We start from the raw sequence: 16,539 nt of genomic DNA, 5'->3' as shown, positions 1-16,539 counted from the left end.
AAGCTTGCTTAGGCCTTCAGCATCGAGTTTTTCCAACTCGGTCCTAACTAAGTCAGTCATTTCTAGGCACCCAGGGAGAGCAGCTTCTGACGGTCGTCGCGATCGAATTTTTGTTCGATCAAAGTAATAGAGGTTTCACGAGCGAACTCGGCCAGCACCGGTTTGGCGAACAGCGTGCTCAACGGCAGTTCGACACTCACAGCCTTCGATACCCTGTTCGAGAGTCGCACGGCCAAGAGCGAGTGGCCGCCCAGTTCGAAGAAGTTGTCGTGCCGGCCGACCCGCTCGAGCCCCAGAAGCTCCGCCCAGATCTGCGCCAGCGCCGTCTCAATCTCGCCCCGCGGCGCCTCATAGGTGCGACGCGCATACGCATCATCTTCCGGAGCCGGCAGCGCCTTGCGGTCCAGCTTGCCGTTCACCGTCAGCGGCAGTCCTGCAAGCCGCACGAACGCGGACGGCACCATGTACTCCGGCAGCCGCGCACCGAGATGCGTGCGCAACGTGCCGGCAAGCTCGGCCGCCTCAGCTTCGCCGGCATCCTCGTCAGCCGTCACCACATAGGCGACCAGGCGCTTCTCGCCAGAGCGATCCTCGCGCGCCACCACCGCCGCCTCGCGCACCGATGCGTGCTCAACAAGCCGCGCCGCAATCTCGCCCGGCTCGATCCGGAAGCCGCGGATCTTCACCTGGTCGTCGCTGCGGCCCAAAAACTCCAGATTGCCGTCCGGCAGATACCGCGCAAGGTCGCCGGTCCGGTACAGCCGGTCGCCTTCCACAAAGGGACTGGCGATGAACCGCTCCGCCGTCAGCGCGGGACGGTTCAGGTAGCCGCGCGCGACCCCCGCTCCGCCAATGTAGAGTTCGCCCACCGCCCCGAACGGAACAGGCGCTCCATGACCATCAAGCAGATAGACTCGAAGATCGGGGATGCGCTTTCCGATCAGACTGCCCGAGGCGGTGGTGTAAGATTGATCAAGAGGTCTATAGGTGGCATGCACGGTCGTTTCCGTGATGCCATACATGTTGATCAGTTGTGGCGCGCGATCTGAATGCCTTGCATACCACGGCTTCAGAATCGATGGCTCCAGAGCCTCCCCGCCAAAAATCACATAGCGAATGCCGTTTCGAACGTTGCTCTGACACTCCAGATCAACGAGAGCTTTGAAAGCCGAAGGGGTTTGGTTCAGAACTGTGACGCCGGACTTGCAGATGAGATCATGAAAGTCAGGAGTGGAGTGAGCGGTATCGCTCGGCACGAGAATCAAGCGACCGCCATAACGCAGTGCGCCCCACAACTCCCACACTGAGAAGTCGAACGAGAAGGAATGGAACAAGCACCATACGTCATGTTCAGTGAAGCCATACCAATCCTGCGTCGTCTCGAACAGACGAACAATCTGAGCATGCTCGACCATGACGCCCTTTGGCATGCCGGTTGAGCCTGAGGTGTAGATCACATAGGCGAGATGGCGTGAGCTCAGGCCGAGTGCGCGCGGGTCCGGATCGGAGGCCGGCAGGTTTGCCCACACCGGCATTGCCGTGTCGAGAGCCACCACGTTCACATCGGCCAGCGCCGCGGCGCCCAGCGCGGATCGTCCCGCCGCATCGGCCAGCAGCAGAGGCGGCGCCGCATCGTTTAGAACCTGCTTGAGCCGCGCCGACGGATAGGTCGGGTCCAGCGGCAGATACGCACCACCCGCCTTGAGGATTGCCAAAAGCCCCACCACCATCGCCACGCTGCGCTGCAGGCAGATCGCAACCGGCTGGTCCGGCTTCACCCCGCGCGCGATCAGGTGATGCGCCAGGCGGTTGGCCCGCGCATTGAGCTCGCCATAGCTTACGCGCTCGTCCTCATGGACCACCGCCACCGCATCCGGCGTCTTGGCGACCTGCGCTTCGAACAGCTCGTGGATGCACCGCTCCGACGGATACGCCGCCGCCGTCCGGTTCAGCTCCTCCAGCAAGTACGCGCGTTCGTCGGCCGGCAGGATGTCGATGCGGCCGACCGGTTGCCCGGCATCGGCAACCATCGCCCGCAGCAGCGCCAGCAGATAACCACGCTGCCGCTCGATCGTCGCTTCATCGAACAGCGCCGTGGCATAATCAAACCTTCCGGTTATGACCTCATCACATTCGCCTAGACTCAGCTCCAGATCGAACTTGACCTGATCGAGCCCTTCCCCGGCAGCCTCCACGCTCAGCCCGGCAAGGTCGAACGACCTGACGGCGTTGTTCTGCCAGGCCAACATCACCTGGAACAACGGCGTGTGATCGAGATGCCGGGGCGGCTTGACGATCTCGACGACCTGCTCGAACGGCAGGTCCTGATGCTCCTGCGCAGCCAGTGCCGTGCGCCGCGTCCGTTCCAGAAGCTGCAACACGCTCGGCTCGCCCGACAGGTCCAGCCGAAGCGCCAGGGTGTTGACGAAGAAGCCGATCAACTCTTCGATCTCGCCCCGGCCCCGATTGGCGCTCGGCACGCCAATGACGATGTCGTCCTGCCCCGACAGACGCGACAGCACCGCGGCCCATGCCGCCAGCACCGTCATGAACAACGTCGTGCCATGCTGCCGGCTCAGCCGCCTCAAGTCCCGCGTCAGATCCGCATCGATGACAACAGGAACACTGGCCCCGGCAAACGACTGCTCGGCCGGCCGCGGACGGTCCGTCGGCAACGCAAGACGCGCCGGTGCGCCCGACAGGGCATTGCGCCAATACTGCGCCTGGTTCGAGAGCCGCTCGCCCGACAGCCACTGTCGCTGCCAGGCGGCATAGTCCGGATACTGGATCGCAAGCGGCGGCAACGGATCGTCCTCTCCGGCCACAAACGCCCGGTACAGCTGACTGAGCTCACGCACCAACACGCCCAGCGACCAGCCGTCCGAGACAATATGATGCTGCGTCAGCAGGAAGACGTGCTCCTCATCCGACATCCGGATCAGCCGGCCGCGGATCAGTGGGCCACGTGCCAGATCGAACGGCGCGCGCGCCTCTTCATGGCACAGATCAGACAGCGCAGCCTCCGCATCTACCCTGTCGCGCAGATCGTGCTGCAGCACCGGAAGCGGCATATCCGGCGGCAAAACCTCAACCCTGGGCCTGCCCTCGTCGGCGACAAAAATACTGCGCAGCGCCTCATGACGCGCCAGCAAACAGTCAAGGCTGCGCTGCCAGGCGCTGCGGTCGAGCACACCTTCCAGCCGCCACGCCAGCGGAACGTGATAGTGCGTGCCGGTCTCATCCAGCTGCGCCAAGAACCACAGCCGCTGCTGCGCAAAGGACAGCACAAGCGGCTCTTCGCGCGACACAGCCACAATGGCCGGCAGCTCTTGTGGACCGGAGCGGCTCAACTCATCCACGATGCTCTCGGCCAGATCGGCCAGCACCGGTTTGGCAAACAGCGTCGTTAGCGGCAGGGCGAGGCCAACAGCTTGCGAGACCCGGCTCAACAACCGCACGGCCAGGAGCGAGTGGCCGCCCAGCTCGAAGAAGTTGTCGTGCCGGCCGACCCGCTCCAGCCCCAGAAGCTCCGCCCAGATCTGCGCCAGCGCCGTCTCAATCTCGCCCCGCGGCGCCTCATAGGTGCGACGCGCATACGCATCATCCTCCGGAGCCGGCAGCGCCTTGCGGTCCAGCTTGCCGTTCACCGTCAGCGGCAGCACCGCAAGCCGCACGAACGCGGACGGCACCATGTACTCCGGCAGCCGCGCACCGAGATGCGTGCGCAACGTGCCGGCAAGCTCGGCCGCCTCAGCTTCGCCGGCATCCTCGTCAGCCGTCACCACATAGGCGACCAGGCGCTTCTCGCCAGAGCGATCCTCGCGCGCCACCACCGCCGCCTCGCGCACCGATGCGTGCTCAACAAGCCGCGCCGCAATCTCGCCCGGCTCGATCCGGAAGCCGCGGATCTTCACCTGGTCGTCGCTGCGGCCCAAAAACTCCAGATTGCCGTCCGGCAGATACCGCGCAAGGTCGCCGGTCCGGTACAGCCGGTCGCCTTCCACAAAGGGACTGGCGATGAACCGCTCCGCCGTCAGCGCGGGACGGTTCAGGTAGCCGCGCGCGACCCCCGCTCCGCCAATGTAGAGTTCGCCCACCGCCCCGAACGGAACAGGCGCTCCATGACCATCCAGCAGATACACCTGCGTGTTCGCGATCGGCCGGCCGATCGTCTCGACGACAGCGTCCCCCCTTGGCATGCAGATCCAGGTTGAGTACGTCGTCGTCTCGGAAGGAGCATACAGATTACAAATCTTCTGGACGTGGCTGCTCTCGAATATCTTCTCGATCAGACCAGCCTTCAGCGGCTCACCTGCCAAATTAACCACGCTTGTCGAAGCCGGTACTGCTTTTTTGTCGACCAGAGAGGCGATCGCCGAGGGCACTGTGTTGATCATGGAGACATCCAAAGGCCTCTCCGCCAGCGCCAGTGCATTCTCGACAAGGTAGAGCGTGCTTCCTTGCGAAAGCGGAACGAAGCATTCATAGACAGACAGATCAAAACTGATCGAGGTGGAGAACAGCATGCGGCTGATCTCTGAGGGGGCGAACACTCCGCCGCTCCAATGCAGCAGGTTCACGGCGCTCTTATGCTCGACCATGACGCCCTTTGGCATGCCGGTTGAGCCGGAGGTGTAGATCACATAGGCGAGGTGGCGCGATGTGAGGCCGAGTGCGCGCGGGTCCGGATCGGAGGCCGGCAGGTTTGCCCACACCGGCATTGCCGTGTCGAGGGCCACCACGTTCACATCGGCCAGCGCCGCGGCGCCCAGCGCGGATCGTCCCGCCGCATCGGCCAGCAGCAGAGGCGGCGCCGCATCGTTTAGAACCTGCTTGAGCCGCGCCGACGGATAGGTCGGGTCCAGCGGCAGATACGCACCACCCGCCTTGAGGATTGCCAAAAGCCCCACCACCATCGCCACGCTGCGCTGCAGGCAGATCGCAACCGGCTGGTCCGGCTTCACCCCGCGCGCGATCAGGTGATGCGCCAGGCGGTTGGCCCGCGCATTGAGCTCGCCATAGCTTACGCGCTCGTCCTCATGGACCACCGCCACCGCATCCGGCGTCTTGGCGACCTGCGCTTCGAACAGCTCGTGGATGCACCGCTCCGACGGATACGCCGCCGCCGTCCGGTTCAGCTCCTCCAGCAAATAGCTGCGTTCGTCGGCCGGCAGGATGTCCAGCTCCCGCACCGGCATGTTCGGCGTCCGCTCCAGCGCCTCAGCCAGCTGCGCAAGCGCGCGCTGCATGTAGCCGCAGACCCGGTCCGGACATACCGGCTCCGCCGCGTCCGCCGTCAGCCCCAGCGCTTCGCCAAAATCCTCCACCGACAACGTCAGCGGATAATTGGTGCGTTCCTCCCCGCTCAACCATTCCATGCCCGAGAGCACATCATCCGGTTCGGAGATCGCCGCCGGCGTATTGTGGCGGTAGTTCAACAGCGCGCTGAACAGCGGTGCCGGTGTCGCAACGCGGCTGCAGCGCTGTGCCAGCGCCAGCGAGGCATGTTCGTGTGCCAATAGTTCAGCCAGCCGGCGATGCGTGGTCCGAACGCTCGCCTCGACCCCGGTCCCGTCCAAGTCCAACCGCAGCGGCAGGGTGTTCATGAACAGGCCCATCGCGCGGTCGGCGCCGGCGCCGCCCTGCATGCGGCCGAACAGCACCGTGCCGAACACCACCTGCTCGCGCCCGCTGCTGCGCGCCACCACCTGGCCCCACGCCAGATGGCACAGGCTCGCCAGGCTCACGCCCAGCCGCCGCGCCTGCGCCCGCAACCGATCGTTGAGCTCTTGCGGCAGCATCCGGCGCGCCTCGCCGACCCCACTGCCGTCGCCGCGCACCTCGCTCAAGCCGAACGGCGTGGTCGGCGCGTCGATGTCGGCGAGCCACGAGCGGAAGAACTCTTCATGCGCCTTTGCATCAACGCCCAGGCGCGTCTGCGCCACCAGGTTGCGGAACGGCTGCGGTGCTCTCAGCTCATGCTCGCGTCCGTCAAGCGCGGCCTGCACCTCGGCATGCATCACTTCCGAGGTCGTGTGATCCCCGATCAAATGATGCTGCAGCTGAAGCAGCAGCCAGCGCCCGCTGCTGGGCTCGCGCGCGATCACAAACCGCAACAAGGGCGCCAGCCCTAGATCGATGCGGTGCTGGCGCGGATCAAACCGGCGCCTGAGCTGCTCGGGGCCAGGACCAGCGGACGCATCCAGCTCAACCTCGGTCACCTCCAGCGGCGCGTTCCGCCACACCACCTGGGCCGGGCCCGACAGGCCCTCCCAGACAAACGACGTGCGCAGAATGTCGTGCCGGTCCACAACCCGCTGAACTGCGGCCAGATAGCGCTCCAGCAAGCCACGGTGGGCAAAGGCCATCTGCGAGACCAACAGGTACGGATCGCCGCGGCTCGCCAACAGATGATGGAACAGGATGCCGTCCTGCAGCGGCGACAAGGCATAAATATCCTGGACGTTACTGAGACCACCGGGCACCGTGGCGACGATCCGGTCGATCTCGCCCTGCGCCAGCTCAATCAGCGGCAGCATCTGCGGCGTGATCGCCGTGCTTCTCTCCGTGATCAGGTTGGCCGGGACTGTCACCTCATGATGACTGCCAAGGCTCACCGCCAGATCCGCCAGCACCGGCTTGGCAAACAAGGTCCGCACCTCGATCCCAAGCGACAGCCGTCGCAGACGCTCCATCAGCTGCACGGCCAGGAGCGAGTGGCCGCCCAGCTCGAAGAAGTTGTCGTGCCGGCCGACCCGCTCCAGCCCCAGAAGCTCCGCCCAGATCTGCGCCAGCGCCGTCTCAATCTCGCCCCGCGGCGCCTCATAGGTGCGACGCGCATACGCATCATCCTCCGGAGCCGGCAGCGCCTTGCGGTCCAGCTTGCCGTTCACCGTCAGCGGCAGCACCGCAAGCCGCACGAACGCGGACGGCACCATGTACTCCGGCAGCCGCGCACCGAGATGCGTGCGCAACGTGCCGGCAAGCTCGGCCGCCTCAGCTTCGCCGGCATCCTCGTCAGCCGTCACCACATAGGCGACCAGGCGCTTCTCGCCAGAGCGATCCTCGCGCGCCACCACCGCCGCCTCGCGCACCGATGCGTGCTCAACAAGCCGCGCCGCAATCTCGCCCGGCTCGATCCGGAAGCCGCGGATCTTCACCTGGTCGTCGCTGCGGCCCAAAAACTCCAGATTGCCGTCCGGCAGATACCGCGCAAGGTCGCCGGTCCGGTACAGCCGGTCGCCTTCCACAAAGGGACTGGCGATGAACCGCTCCGCCGTCAGCGCGGGACGGTTCAGGTAGCCGCGCGCGACCCCCGCTCCGCCAATGTAGAGTTCGCCCACCGCCCCGAACGGAACAGGCGCTCCATGACCATCCAGCAGGTACACCTGCGCGTTCGCGATCGGACGCCCAATCGGGACGTTCGTCGCGAGAGTTAATTCTGTCGCAATGTCATGGAAGATGCAGCCGACAACGGTTTCGGTTGGGCCGTATTCGTTGACCATCCTGGCGGTGGGCTGGATCCGGCGCCACAACTCCACTGTCGAATGCGACAGCGCTTCACCGCCGATGATAAACGTTCCAACTTGACTGGCGGCGGTGTCCGCCAGCATCTGTTGCCCAAGAGCATCCAGATGGTTCGGGGTGATGTTGATCAGCCCGCACTCCGAGCTGATCTTTGCTTTTAGCCCCTCAACCTCATCGCCCTCCGTTAGAAGATCTGCATAGCCGCCGTGAATGAGAGGTGCAAACAGGCTGTTTATTGTCGCATCGAATGCGACAGGCGAAGAGACCACGGAGGATGATCTGGGCGCGTAAGCATGGCAGGCCCAGCACAGGTAATTGACCATCCCCCGATGCTCGACCATGACGCCCTTGGGCGATCCTGTTGAGCCGGAGGTGTAGATCACATAGGCGAGGTGGCGCGATGTGAGGCCGAGTGCGCGCGGGTCCGGATCGGAGGCCGGCAGGTTTGCCCACACCGGCATTGCCGTGTCGAGGGCCACCACGTTCACATCGGCCAGCGCCGCGGCGCCCAGCGCGGATCGTCCCGCCGCATCGGCCAGCAGCAGAGGCGGCGCCGCATCGTTTAGAACCTGCTTGAGCCGCGCCGACGGATAGGTCGGGTCCAGCGGCAGATACGCACCACCCGCCTTGAGGATTGCCAAAAGCCCCACCACCATCGCCACGCTGCGCTGCAGGCAGATCGCAACCGGCTGGTCCGGCTTCACCCCGCGCGCGATCAGGTGATGCGCCAGGCGGTTGGCCCGCGCATTGAGCTCGCCATAGCTTACGCGCTCGTCCTCATGGACCACCGCCACCGCATCCGGCGTCTTGGCGACCTGCGCTTCGAACAGCTCGTGGATGCACCGCTCCGACGGATACGCCGCCGCCGTCCGGTTCAGCTCCTCCAGCAAGTACGCGCGTTCGTCGGCCGGCAGGATGTCGATGCGGCCGACCGGTTGCCCGGCATCGGCAACCATCGCCCGCAGCAGCGCCAGCAGATAACCACGCTGCCGCTCGATCGTCGCTTCATCGAACAGCGCCGTGGCATAATCAAACCTTCCGGTTATGACCTCATCACATTCGCCTAGACTCAGCTCCAGATCGAACTTGACCTGATCGAGCCCTTCCCCGGCAGCCTCCACGCTCAGCCCGGCAAGGTCGAACGACCTGACGGCGTTGTTCTGCCAGGCCAACATCACCTGGAACAACGGCGTGTGATCGAGATGCCGGGGCGGCTTGACGATCTCGACGACCTGCTCGAACGGCAGGTCCTGATGCTCCTGCGCAGCCAGTGCCGTGCGCCGCGTCCGTTCCAGAAGCTGCAACACGCTCGGCTCGCCCGACAGGTCCAGCCGAAGCGCCAGGGTGTTGACGAAGAAGCCGATCAACTCTTCGATCTCGCCCCGGCCCCGATTGGCGCTCGGCACGCCAATGACGATGTCGTCCTGCCCCGACAGACGCGACAGCACCGCGGCCCATGCCGCCAGCACCGTCATGAACAACGTCGTGCCATGCTGCCGGCTCAGCCGCCTCAAGTCCCGCGTCAGATCCGCATCGATGACAACAGGAACACTGGCCCCGGCAAACGACTGCTCGGCCGGCCGCGGACGGTCCGTCGGCAACGCAAGACGCGCCGGTGCGCCCGACAGGGCATTGCGCCAATACTGCGCCTGGTTCGAGAGCCGCTCGCCCGACAGCCACTGTCGCTGCCAGGCGGCATAGTCCGGATACTGGATCGCAAGCGGCGGCAACGGATCGTCCTCTCCGGCCACAAACGCCCGGTACAGCTGACTGAGCTCACGCACCAACACGCCCAGCGACCAGCCGTCCGAGACAATATGATGCTGCGTCAGCAGGAAGACGTGCTCCTCATCCGACATCCGGATCAGCCGGCCGCGGATCAGTGGGCCACGTGCCAGATCGAACGGCGCGCGCGCCTCTTCATGGCACAGATCAGACAGCGCAGCCTCCGCATCTACCCTGTCGCGCAGATCGTGCTGCAGCACCGGAAGCGGCATATCCGGCGGCAAAACCTCAACCCTGGGCCTGCCCTCGTCGGCGACAAAAATACTGCGCAGCGCCTCATGACGCGCCAGCAAACAGTCAAGGCTGCGCTGCCAGGCGCTGCGGTCGAGCACACCTTCCAGCCGCCACGCCAGCGGAACGTGATAGTGCGTGCCGGTCTCATCCAGCTGCGCCAAGAACCACAGCCGCTGCTGCGCAAAGGACAGCACAAGCGGCTCTTCGCGCGACACAGCCACAATGGCCGGCAGCTCTTGTGGACCGGAGCGGCTCAACTCATCCACGATGCTCTCGGCCAGATCGGCCAGCACCGGTTTGGCAAACAGCGTCGTTAGCGGCAGGGCGAGGCCAACAGCTTGCGAGACCCGGCTCAACAACCGCACGGCCAGGAGCGAGTGGCCGCCCAGCTCGAAGAAGTTGTCGTGCCGGCCGACCCGCTCCAGCCCCAGAAGCTCCGCCCAGATCTGCGCCAGCGCCGTCTCAATCTCGCCCCGCGGCGCCTCATAGGTGCGACGCGCATACGCATCATCCTCCGGAGCCGGCAGCGCCTTGCGGTCCAGCTTGCCGTTCACCGTCAGCGGCAGCACCGCAAGCCGCACGAACGCGGACGGCACCATGTACTCCGGCAGCCGCGCACCGAGATGCGTGCGCAACGTGCCGGCAAGCTCGGCCGCCTCAGCTTCGCCGGCATCCTCGTCAGCCGTCACCACATAGGCGACCAGGCGCTTCTCGCCAGAGCGATCCTCGCGCGCCACCACCGCCGCCTCGCGCACCGATGCGTGCTCAACAAGCCGCGCCGCAATCTCGCCCGGCTCGATCCGGAAGCCGCGGATCTTCACCTGGTCGTCGCTGCGGCCCAAAAACTCCAGATTGCCGTCCGGCAGATACCGCGCAAGGTCGCCGGTCCGGTACAGCCGGTCGCCTTCCACAAAGGGACTGGCGATGAACCGCTCCGCCGTCAGCGCGGGACGGTTCAGGTAGCCGCGCGCGACCCCCGCTCCGCCAATGTAGAGTTCGCCCACCGCCCCGAACGGAACAGGCGCTCCATGACCATCAAGCAGGTACACCTGCGTGTTCGCGATCGGACGCCCAATCGGGACGTTCGTCGCGAGAGTTAATTCTGTCGCAATGTCATGGAAGATGCAGCCGACAACGGTTTCGGTTGGGCCGTATTCGTTGACCATCCTGGCGGTGGGCTGGATCCGGCGCCACAACTCCACTGTCGAATGCGACAGCGCTTCACCGCCGATGATAAACGTTCCAACTTGACTGGCGGCGGTGTCCGCCAGCATCTGTTGCCCAAGAGCATCCAGATGGTTCGGGGTGATGTTGATCAGCCCGCACTCCGAGCTGATCTTTGCTTTTAGCCCCTCAACCTCATCGCCCTCCGTTAGAAGATCTGCATAGCCGCCGTGAATGAGAGGTGCAAACAGGCTGTTTATTGTCGCATCGAATGCGACAGGCGAAGAGACCACGGAGGATGATCTGGGCGCGTAAGCATGGCAGGCCCAGCACAGGTAATTGACCATCCCCCGATGCTCGACCATGACGCCCTTTGGCATGCCGGTTGAGCCTGAGGTGTAGATCACATAGGCGAGGTGGCGTGAGCTGAGGCCGAGTGCGCGCGGGTCCGGATCGGAGGCCGGCAGGTTTGCCCACACCGGCATTGCCGTGTCGAGGGCCACCACGTTCACATCGGCCAGCGCCGCGGCGCCCAGCGCGGATCGTCCCGCCGCATCGGCCAGCAGCAGAGGCGGCGCCGCATCGTTTAGAACCTGCTTGAGCCGCGCCGACGGATAGGTCGGGTCCAGCGGCAGATACGCACCACCCGCCTTGAGGATTGCCAAAAGCCCCACCACCATCGCCACGCTGCGCTGCAGGCAGATCGCAACCGGCTGGTCCGGCTTCACCCCGCGCGCGATCAGGTGATGCGCCAGGCGGTTGGCCCGCGCATTGAGCTCGCCATAGCTTACGCGCTCGTCCTCATGGACCACCGCCACCGCATCCGGCGTCTTGGCGACCTGCGCTTCGAACAGCTCGTGGATGCACCGCTCCGACGGATACGCCGCCGCCGTCCGGTTCAGCTCCTCCAGCAAATAGCTGCGTTCGTCGGCCGGCAGGATGTCCAGCTCCCGCACCGGCATGTTCGGCGTCCGCTCCAGCGCCTCAGCCAGCTGCGCAAGCGCGCGCTGCATGTAGCCGCAGACCCGGTCCGGACATACCGGCTCCGCCGCGTCCGCCGTCAGCCCCAGCGCTTCGCCAAAATCCTCCACCGACAACGTCAGCGGATAATTGGTGCGTTCCTCCCCGCTCAACCATTCCATGCCCGAGAGCACATCATCCGGTTCGGAGATCGCCGCCGGCGTATTGTGGCGGTAGTTCAACAGCGCGCTGAACAGCGGTGCCGGTGTCGCAACGCGGCTGCAGCGCTGTGCCAGCGCCAGCGAGGCATGTTCGTGTGCCAATAGTTCAGCCAGCCGGCGATGCGTGGTCCGAACGCTCGCCTCGACCCCGGTCCCGTCCAAGTCCAACCGCAGCGGCAGGGTGTTCATGAACAGGCCCATCGCGCGGTCGGCGCCGGCGCCGCCCTGCATGCGGCCGAACAGCACCGTGCCGAACACCACCTGCTCGCGCCCGCTGCTGCGCGCCACCACCTGGCCCCACGCCAGATGGCACAGGCTCGCCAGGCTCACGCCCAGCCGCCGCGCCTGCGCCCGCAACCGATCGTTGAGCTCTTGCGGCAGCATCCGGCGCGCCTCGCCGACCCCACTGCCGTCGCCGCGCACCTCGCTCAAGCCGAACGGCGTGGTCGGCGCGTCGATGTCGGCGAGCCACGAGCGGAAGAACTCTTCATGCGCCTTTGCATCAACGCCCAGGCGCGTCTGCGCCACCAGGTTGCGGAACGGCTGCGGTGCTCTCAGCTCATGCTCGCGTCCGTCAAGCGCGGCCTGCACCTCGGCATGCATCACTTCCGAGGTCGTGTGATCCCCGATCAAATGATGCTGCAGCTGAAGCAGCAGCCAGCGCCCGCTGCTGGGCTCGCGCGCGATCACAAACCGCAACAAGGGCGCCAGCCCTAGATCGATGCGGTGCTGGCGCGGATCAAACCGGCGCCTGAGCTGCTCGGGGCCAGGACCAGCGGACGCATCCAGCTCAACCTCGGTCACCTCCAGCGGCGCGTTCCGCCACACCACCTGGGCCGGGCCCGACAGGCCCTCCCAGACAAACGACGTGCGCAGAATGTCGTGCCGGTCCACAACCCGCTGAACTGCGGCCAGATAGCGCTCCAGCAAGCCACGGTGGGCAAAGGCCATCTGCGAGACCAACAGGTACGGATCGCCGCGGCTCGCCAACAGATGATGGAACAGGATGCCGTCCTGCAGCGGCGACAAGGCATAAATATCCTGGACGTTACTGAGACCACCGGGCACCGTGGCGACGATCCGGTCGATCTCGCCCTGCGCCAGCTCAATCAGCGGCAGCATCTGCGGCGTGATCGCCGTGCTTCTCTCCGTGATCAGGTTGGCCGGGACTGTCACCTCATGATGACTGCCAAGGCTCACCGCCAGATCCGCCAGCACCGGCTTGGCAAACAAGGTCCGCACCTCGATCCCAAGCGACAGCCGTCGCAGACGCTCCATCAGCTGCACGGCCAGGAGCGAGTGGCCGCCCAGCTCGAAGAAGTTGTCGTGCCGGCCGACCCGCTCCAGCCCCAGAAGCTCCGCCCAGATCTGCGCCAGCGCCGTCTCAATCTCGCCCCGCGGCGCCTCATAGGTGCGACGCGCATACGCATCATCCTCCGGAGCCGGCAGCGCCTTGCGGTCCAGCTTGCCGTTCACCGTCAGCGGCAGCACCGCAAGCCGCACGAACGCGGACGGCACCATGTACTCCGGCAGCCGCGCACCGAGATGCGTGCGCAACGTGCCGGCAAGCTCGGCCGCCTCAGCTTCGCCGGCATCCTCGTCAGCCGTCACCACATAGGCGACCAGGCGCTTCTCGCCAGAGCGATCCTCGCGCGCCACCACCGCCGCCTCGCGCACCGATGCGTGCTCAACAAGCCGCGCCGCAATCTCGCCCGGCTCGATCCGGAAGCCGCGGATCTTCACCTGGTCGTCGCTGCGGCCCAAAAACTCCAGATTGCCGTCCGGCAGATACCGCGCAAGGTCGCCGGTCCGGTACAGCCGGTCGCCTTCCACAAAGGGACTGGCGATGAACCGCTCCGCCGTCAGCGCGGGACGGTTCAGGTAGCCGCGCGCGACCCCCGCTCCGCCAATGTAGAGTTCGCCCACCGCCCCGAACGGAACAGGCGCTCCATGACCATCCAGCAGGTACACCTGCGCGTTCGCGATCGGACGCCCAATCGGGATCGAGTTCAATCTCTCAACAGCCTGAGATATTTCGAAAGTGGTACATCCAACCGTTGCTTCTGTCGGGCCAAAATGATTGATCAGGCGCACGTTCGGAAAGCGCTTTTGCCAAAACAGTATATCTGCTGGGATTAAGGCCTCGCCACCCACCATCAGTGCTCTTGTCGGAGCAGGTCCTTCGTAACCATCAAGCCGCTTATTCAGCATGCTCAAATGTGACGGCGTCAGCTTAATCAAATCATAGATCTGACCATCCTCGACAGCAGCAAGCGAATCTATCTGAGCAATCGGCTTTACAAGATGAAGCTTAGCGCCTGCCAATAGAGGCCCAAATAGAGTCGTGACGATTCCATCAAAGCTCAACGAATGCAGCAGGAGCGATCCGTTCAAAGCACGCTTGTAATAACTGTGATCTGACCATTGCAAATAATTGACCATCCCCCGATGCTCGATCATGACGCCCTTGGGCGATCCTGTTGAGCCGGAGGTGTAGATCACATAGGCGAGGTGGCGCGATGTGAGGCCGAGTGCGCGCGGGTCCGGATCGGAGGCCGGCAGGTTTGCCCACACCGGCATTGCCGTGTCGAGAGCCACCACGTTCACATCGGCCAGCGCCGCGGCGCCCAGCGCGGATCGTCCCGCCGCATCGGCCAGCAGCAGAGGCGGCGCCGCATCGTTTAGAACCTGCTTGAGCCGCGCCGACGGATAGGTCGGGTCCAGCGGCAGATACGCACCACCCGCCTTGAGGATTGCCAAAAGCCCCACCACCATCGCCACGCTGCGCTGCAGGCAGATCGCAACCGGCTGGTCCGGCTTCACCCCGCGCGCGATCAGGTGATGCGCCAGGCGGTTGGCCCGCGCATTGAGCTCGCCATAGCTTACGCGCTCGTCCTCATGGACCACCGCCACCGCATCCGGCGTCTTGGCGACCTGCGCTTCGAACAGCTCGTGGATGCACCGCTCCGACGGATACGCCGCCGCCGTCCGGTTCAGCTCCTCCAGCAAGTACGCGCGCTCATCGGCCGACAGCAGCTCAATCCGCCCAACCGGCTGCTGCGCATCCACGACGACAGCACACAATAACGTTTGCAAATGCCGCGTAATGCGATCAACCTGCTCAGGCTCCACACGACTTTCATCAAAGTTCCATCGAAAGCGCCCATCCAGAGCGCAAACCTCAAATGTTAGAAAATCACCCGCTGGAGCCGTCTCAGAACTCGGCCTCGACGCTCGATCATGAGGGGCAGAACGGCTGTCCGTCCTGACAGAAATGCCAATCGGCCAGGGGCGGCGCGATCGTAGCGCCTCCGCACTCTGCAATGTTGGGCAGCGCGCGATAAGGTCCCGCGCAAAGCTATCGCACCTCTTCAGCTGAGCGCATTCGGCGGCAACTGCCCTGCACACCTCTGCAAAACCATGACTAAGATCGATAGTAATTTCCATCGGCACGACGGAAGCGACAAGCGCCTCCACCGCATTCAACCCGGCTCGCGCTTCATTCGCTGCAGGAGTCCACCCCAATTGGAGCTCTGATTCGCCGATGATACGGGCGAGATAGATGAGCCAAGCACTCAACAGGTGTTCCGCGCGTTCCATTGGCGACAACTCGGTCAACGCACTTGGAATGAGCCATGAAGTCGTCTGCCGTCTCGGGTGAGCCTCAGCTTCTGAAGACGACAGATAAGGAAGCTGCAATAACTTAAACTGCTCAAGTCGCTGTCGCCAAAACTTCTCCCAAGGCGCCAACATTTCGTGGGCGACAGTTATGCTCCGCGCTTGCCCATCGCTCAAAATCGGGAGGCGATCGCCTATGTTCAGATTGGAGTGCCTCGCAAGTGCCCGCGCGTCGAAAGCCTGACCATCTGAGCTGCTAAAGCAAACCTCAACATCCTCTGTACCTGTCGCCACCCGCCAATGGCTGGAGTGGATTTCAACCAGGGAGCCGGCCGGAAAGCACGAGCGTCCAGCCAGCACTTCCAAGCATTTGACTACGACAACGTCATCGCCAAGCAGAGCCTTCGGCAGGCACAACGGATTTGTATGATACGACCCAAAGTCTAGCGCGCGTGTTACTGCTGATAGCTCTTGGGCGGAGCGATCCCATCGCAGACAGCCCGCAGCATCCGGGCGTCGATTCCTCTGAAAATAGGTTCTCTCCACTAGCACCTGCGGACGGGCGTTGAACCCCCCGTTCGTTAACCCAGTCAGGAGCTCGCGGAAGCCCTCGACAGCTGCTTCATAACATTTGAGATTCAGGGTCAAGGCGGTATCGCTGCGCGCAATCAAGACCCGGCGTTGAATGACCAGATCACCCGTATCGACCCCCTCGTCGAGGCGATGCCACGTGATGGCGTATTCAGTCTCTTGAGACAACAGCGCCCAAGACGTCGCATGAACTCCCGCATATCGCGGCAAGGGACCGTCGTGGTAATTGAAAGCGCCTTGACGCGCTCGCCCAAACACTTCCGCTGGCAGTATGAATGGATTTGCAACGGAAAATATCCACTCCACCGATTCCGTATTCAGGAACGCGGAGAGCTCTTCAACACTCGCCACGCACAAGACGTTGGTGCGCGCCGCCCAATCGCTGAATATAGGGTCGGCACACAATACTGCGCGGATGACGTACCCCATCTCGATTGCT

At 64.3% G+C, this 16,539-nt stretch carries 1 protein-coding gene; it reads right to left on the bottom strand.

The annotated features are described in order from the left end of the window. Positions 1 to 62 precede the first annotated feature (62 nt). Entirely contained in the window at positions 63 to 16,529 is a 16,467-nt protein-coding gene (locus NLM33_RS49075) for a non-ribosomal peptide synthetase (RefSeq protein ID WP_254106681.1), read from the bottom strand. Positions 16,530 to 16,539: the final 10 nt, after the last annotated feature.

Source organism: Bradyrhizobium sp. CCGUVB1N3 (assembly GCF_024199925.1).
Taxonomy (GTDB): Bacteria; Pseudomonadota; Alphaproteobacteria; order Rhizobiales; family Xanthobacteraceae; genus Bradyrhizobium.
Note: the sequence above shows the minus strand (reverse complement) of the source record. Positions and strands in the feature narration are given on the sequence as shown.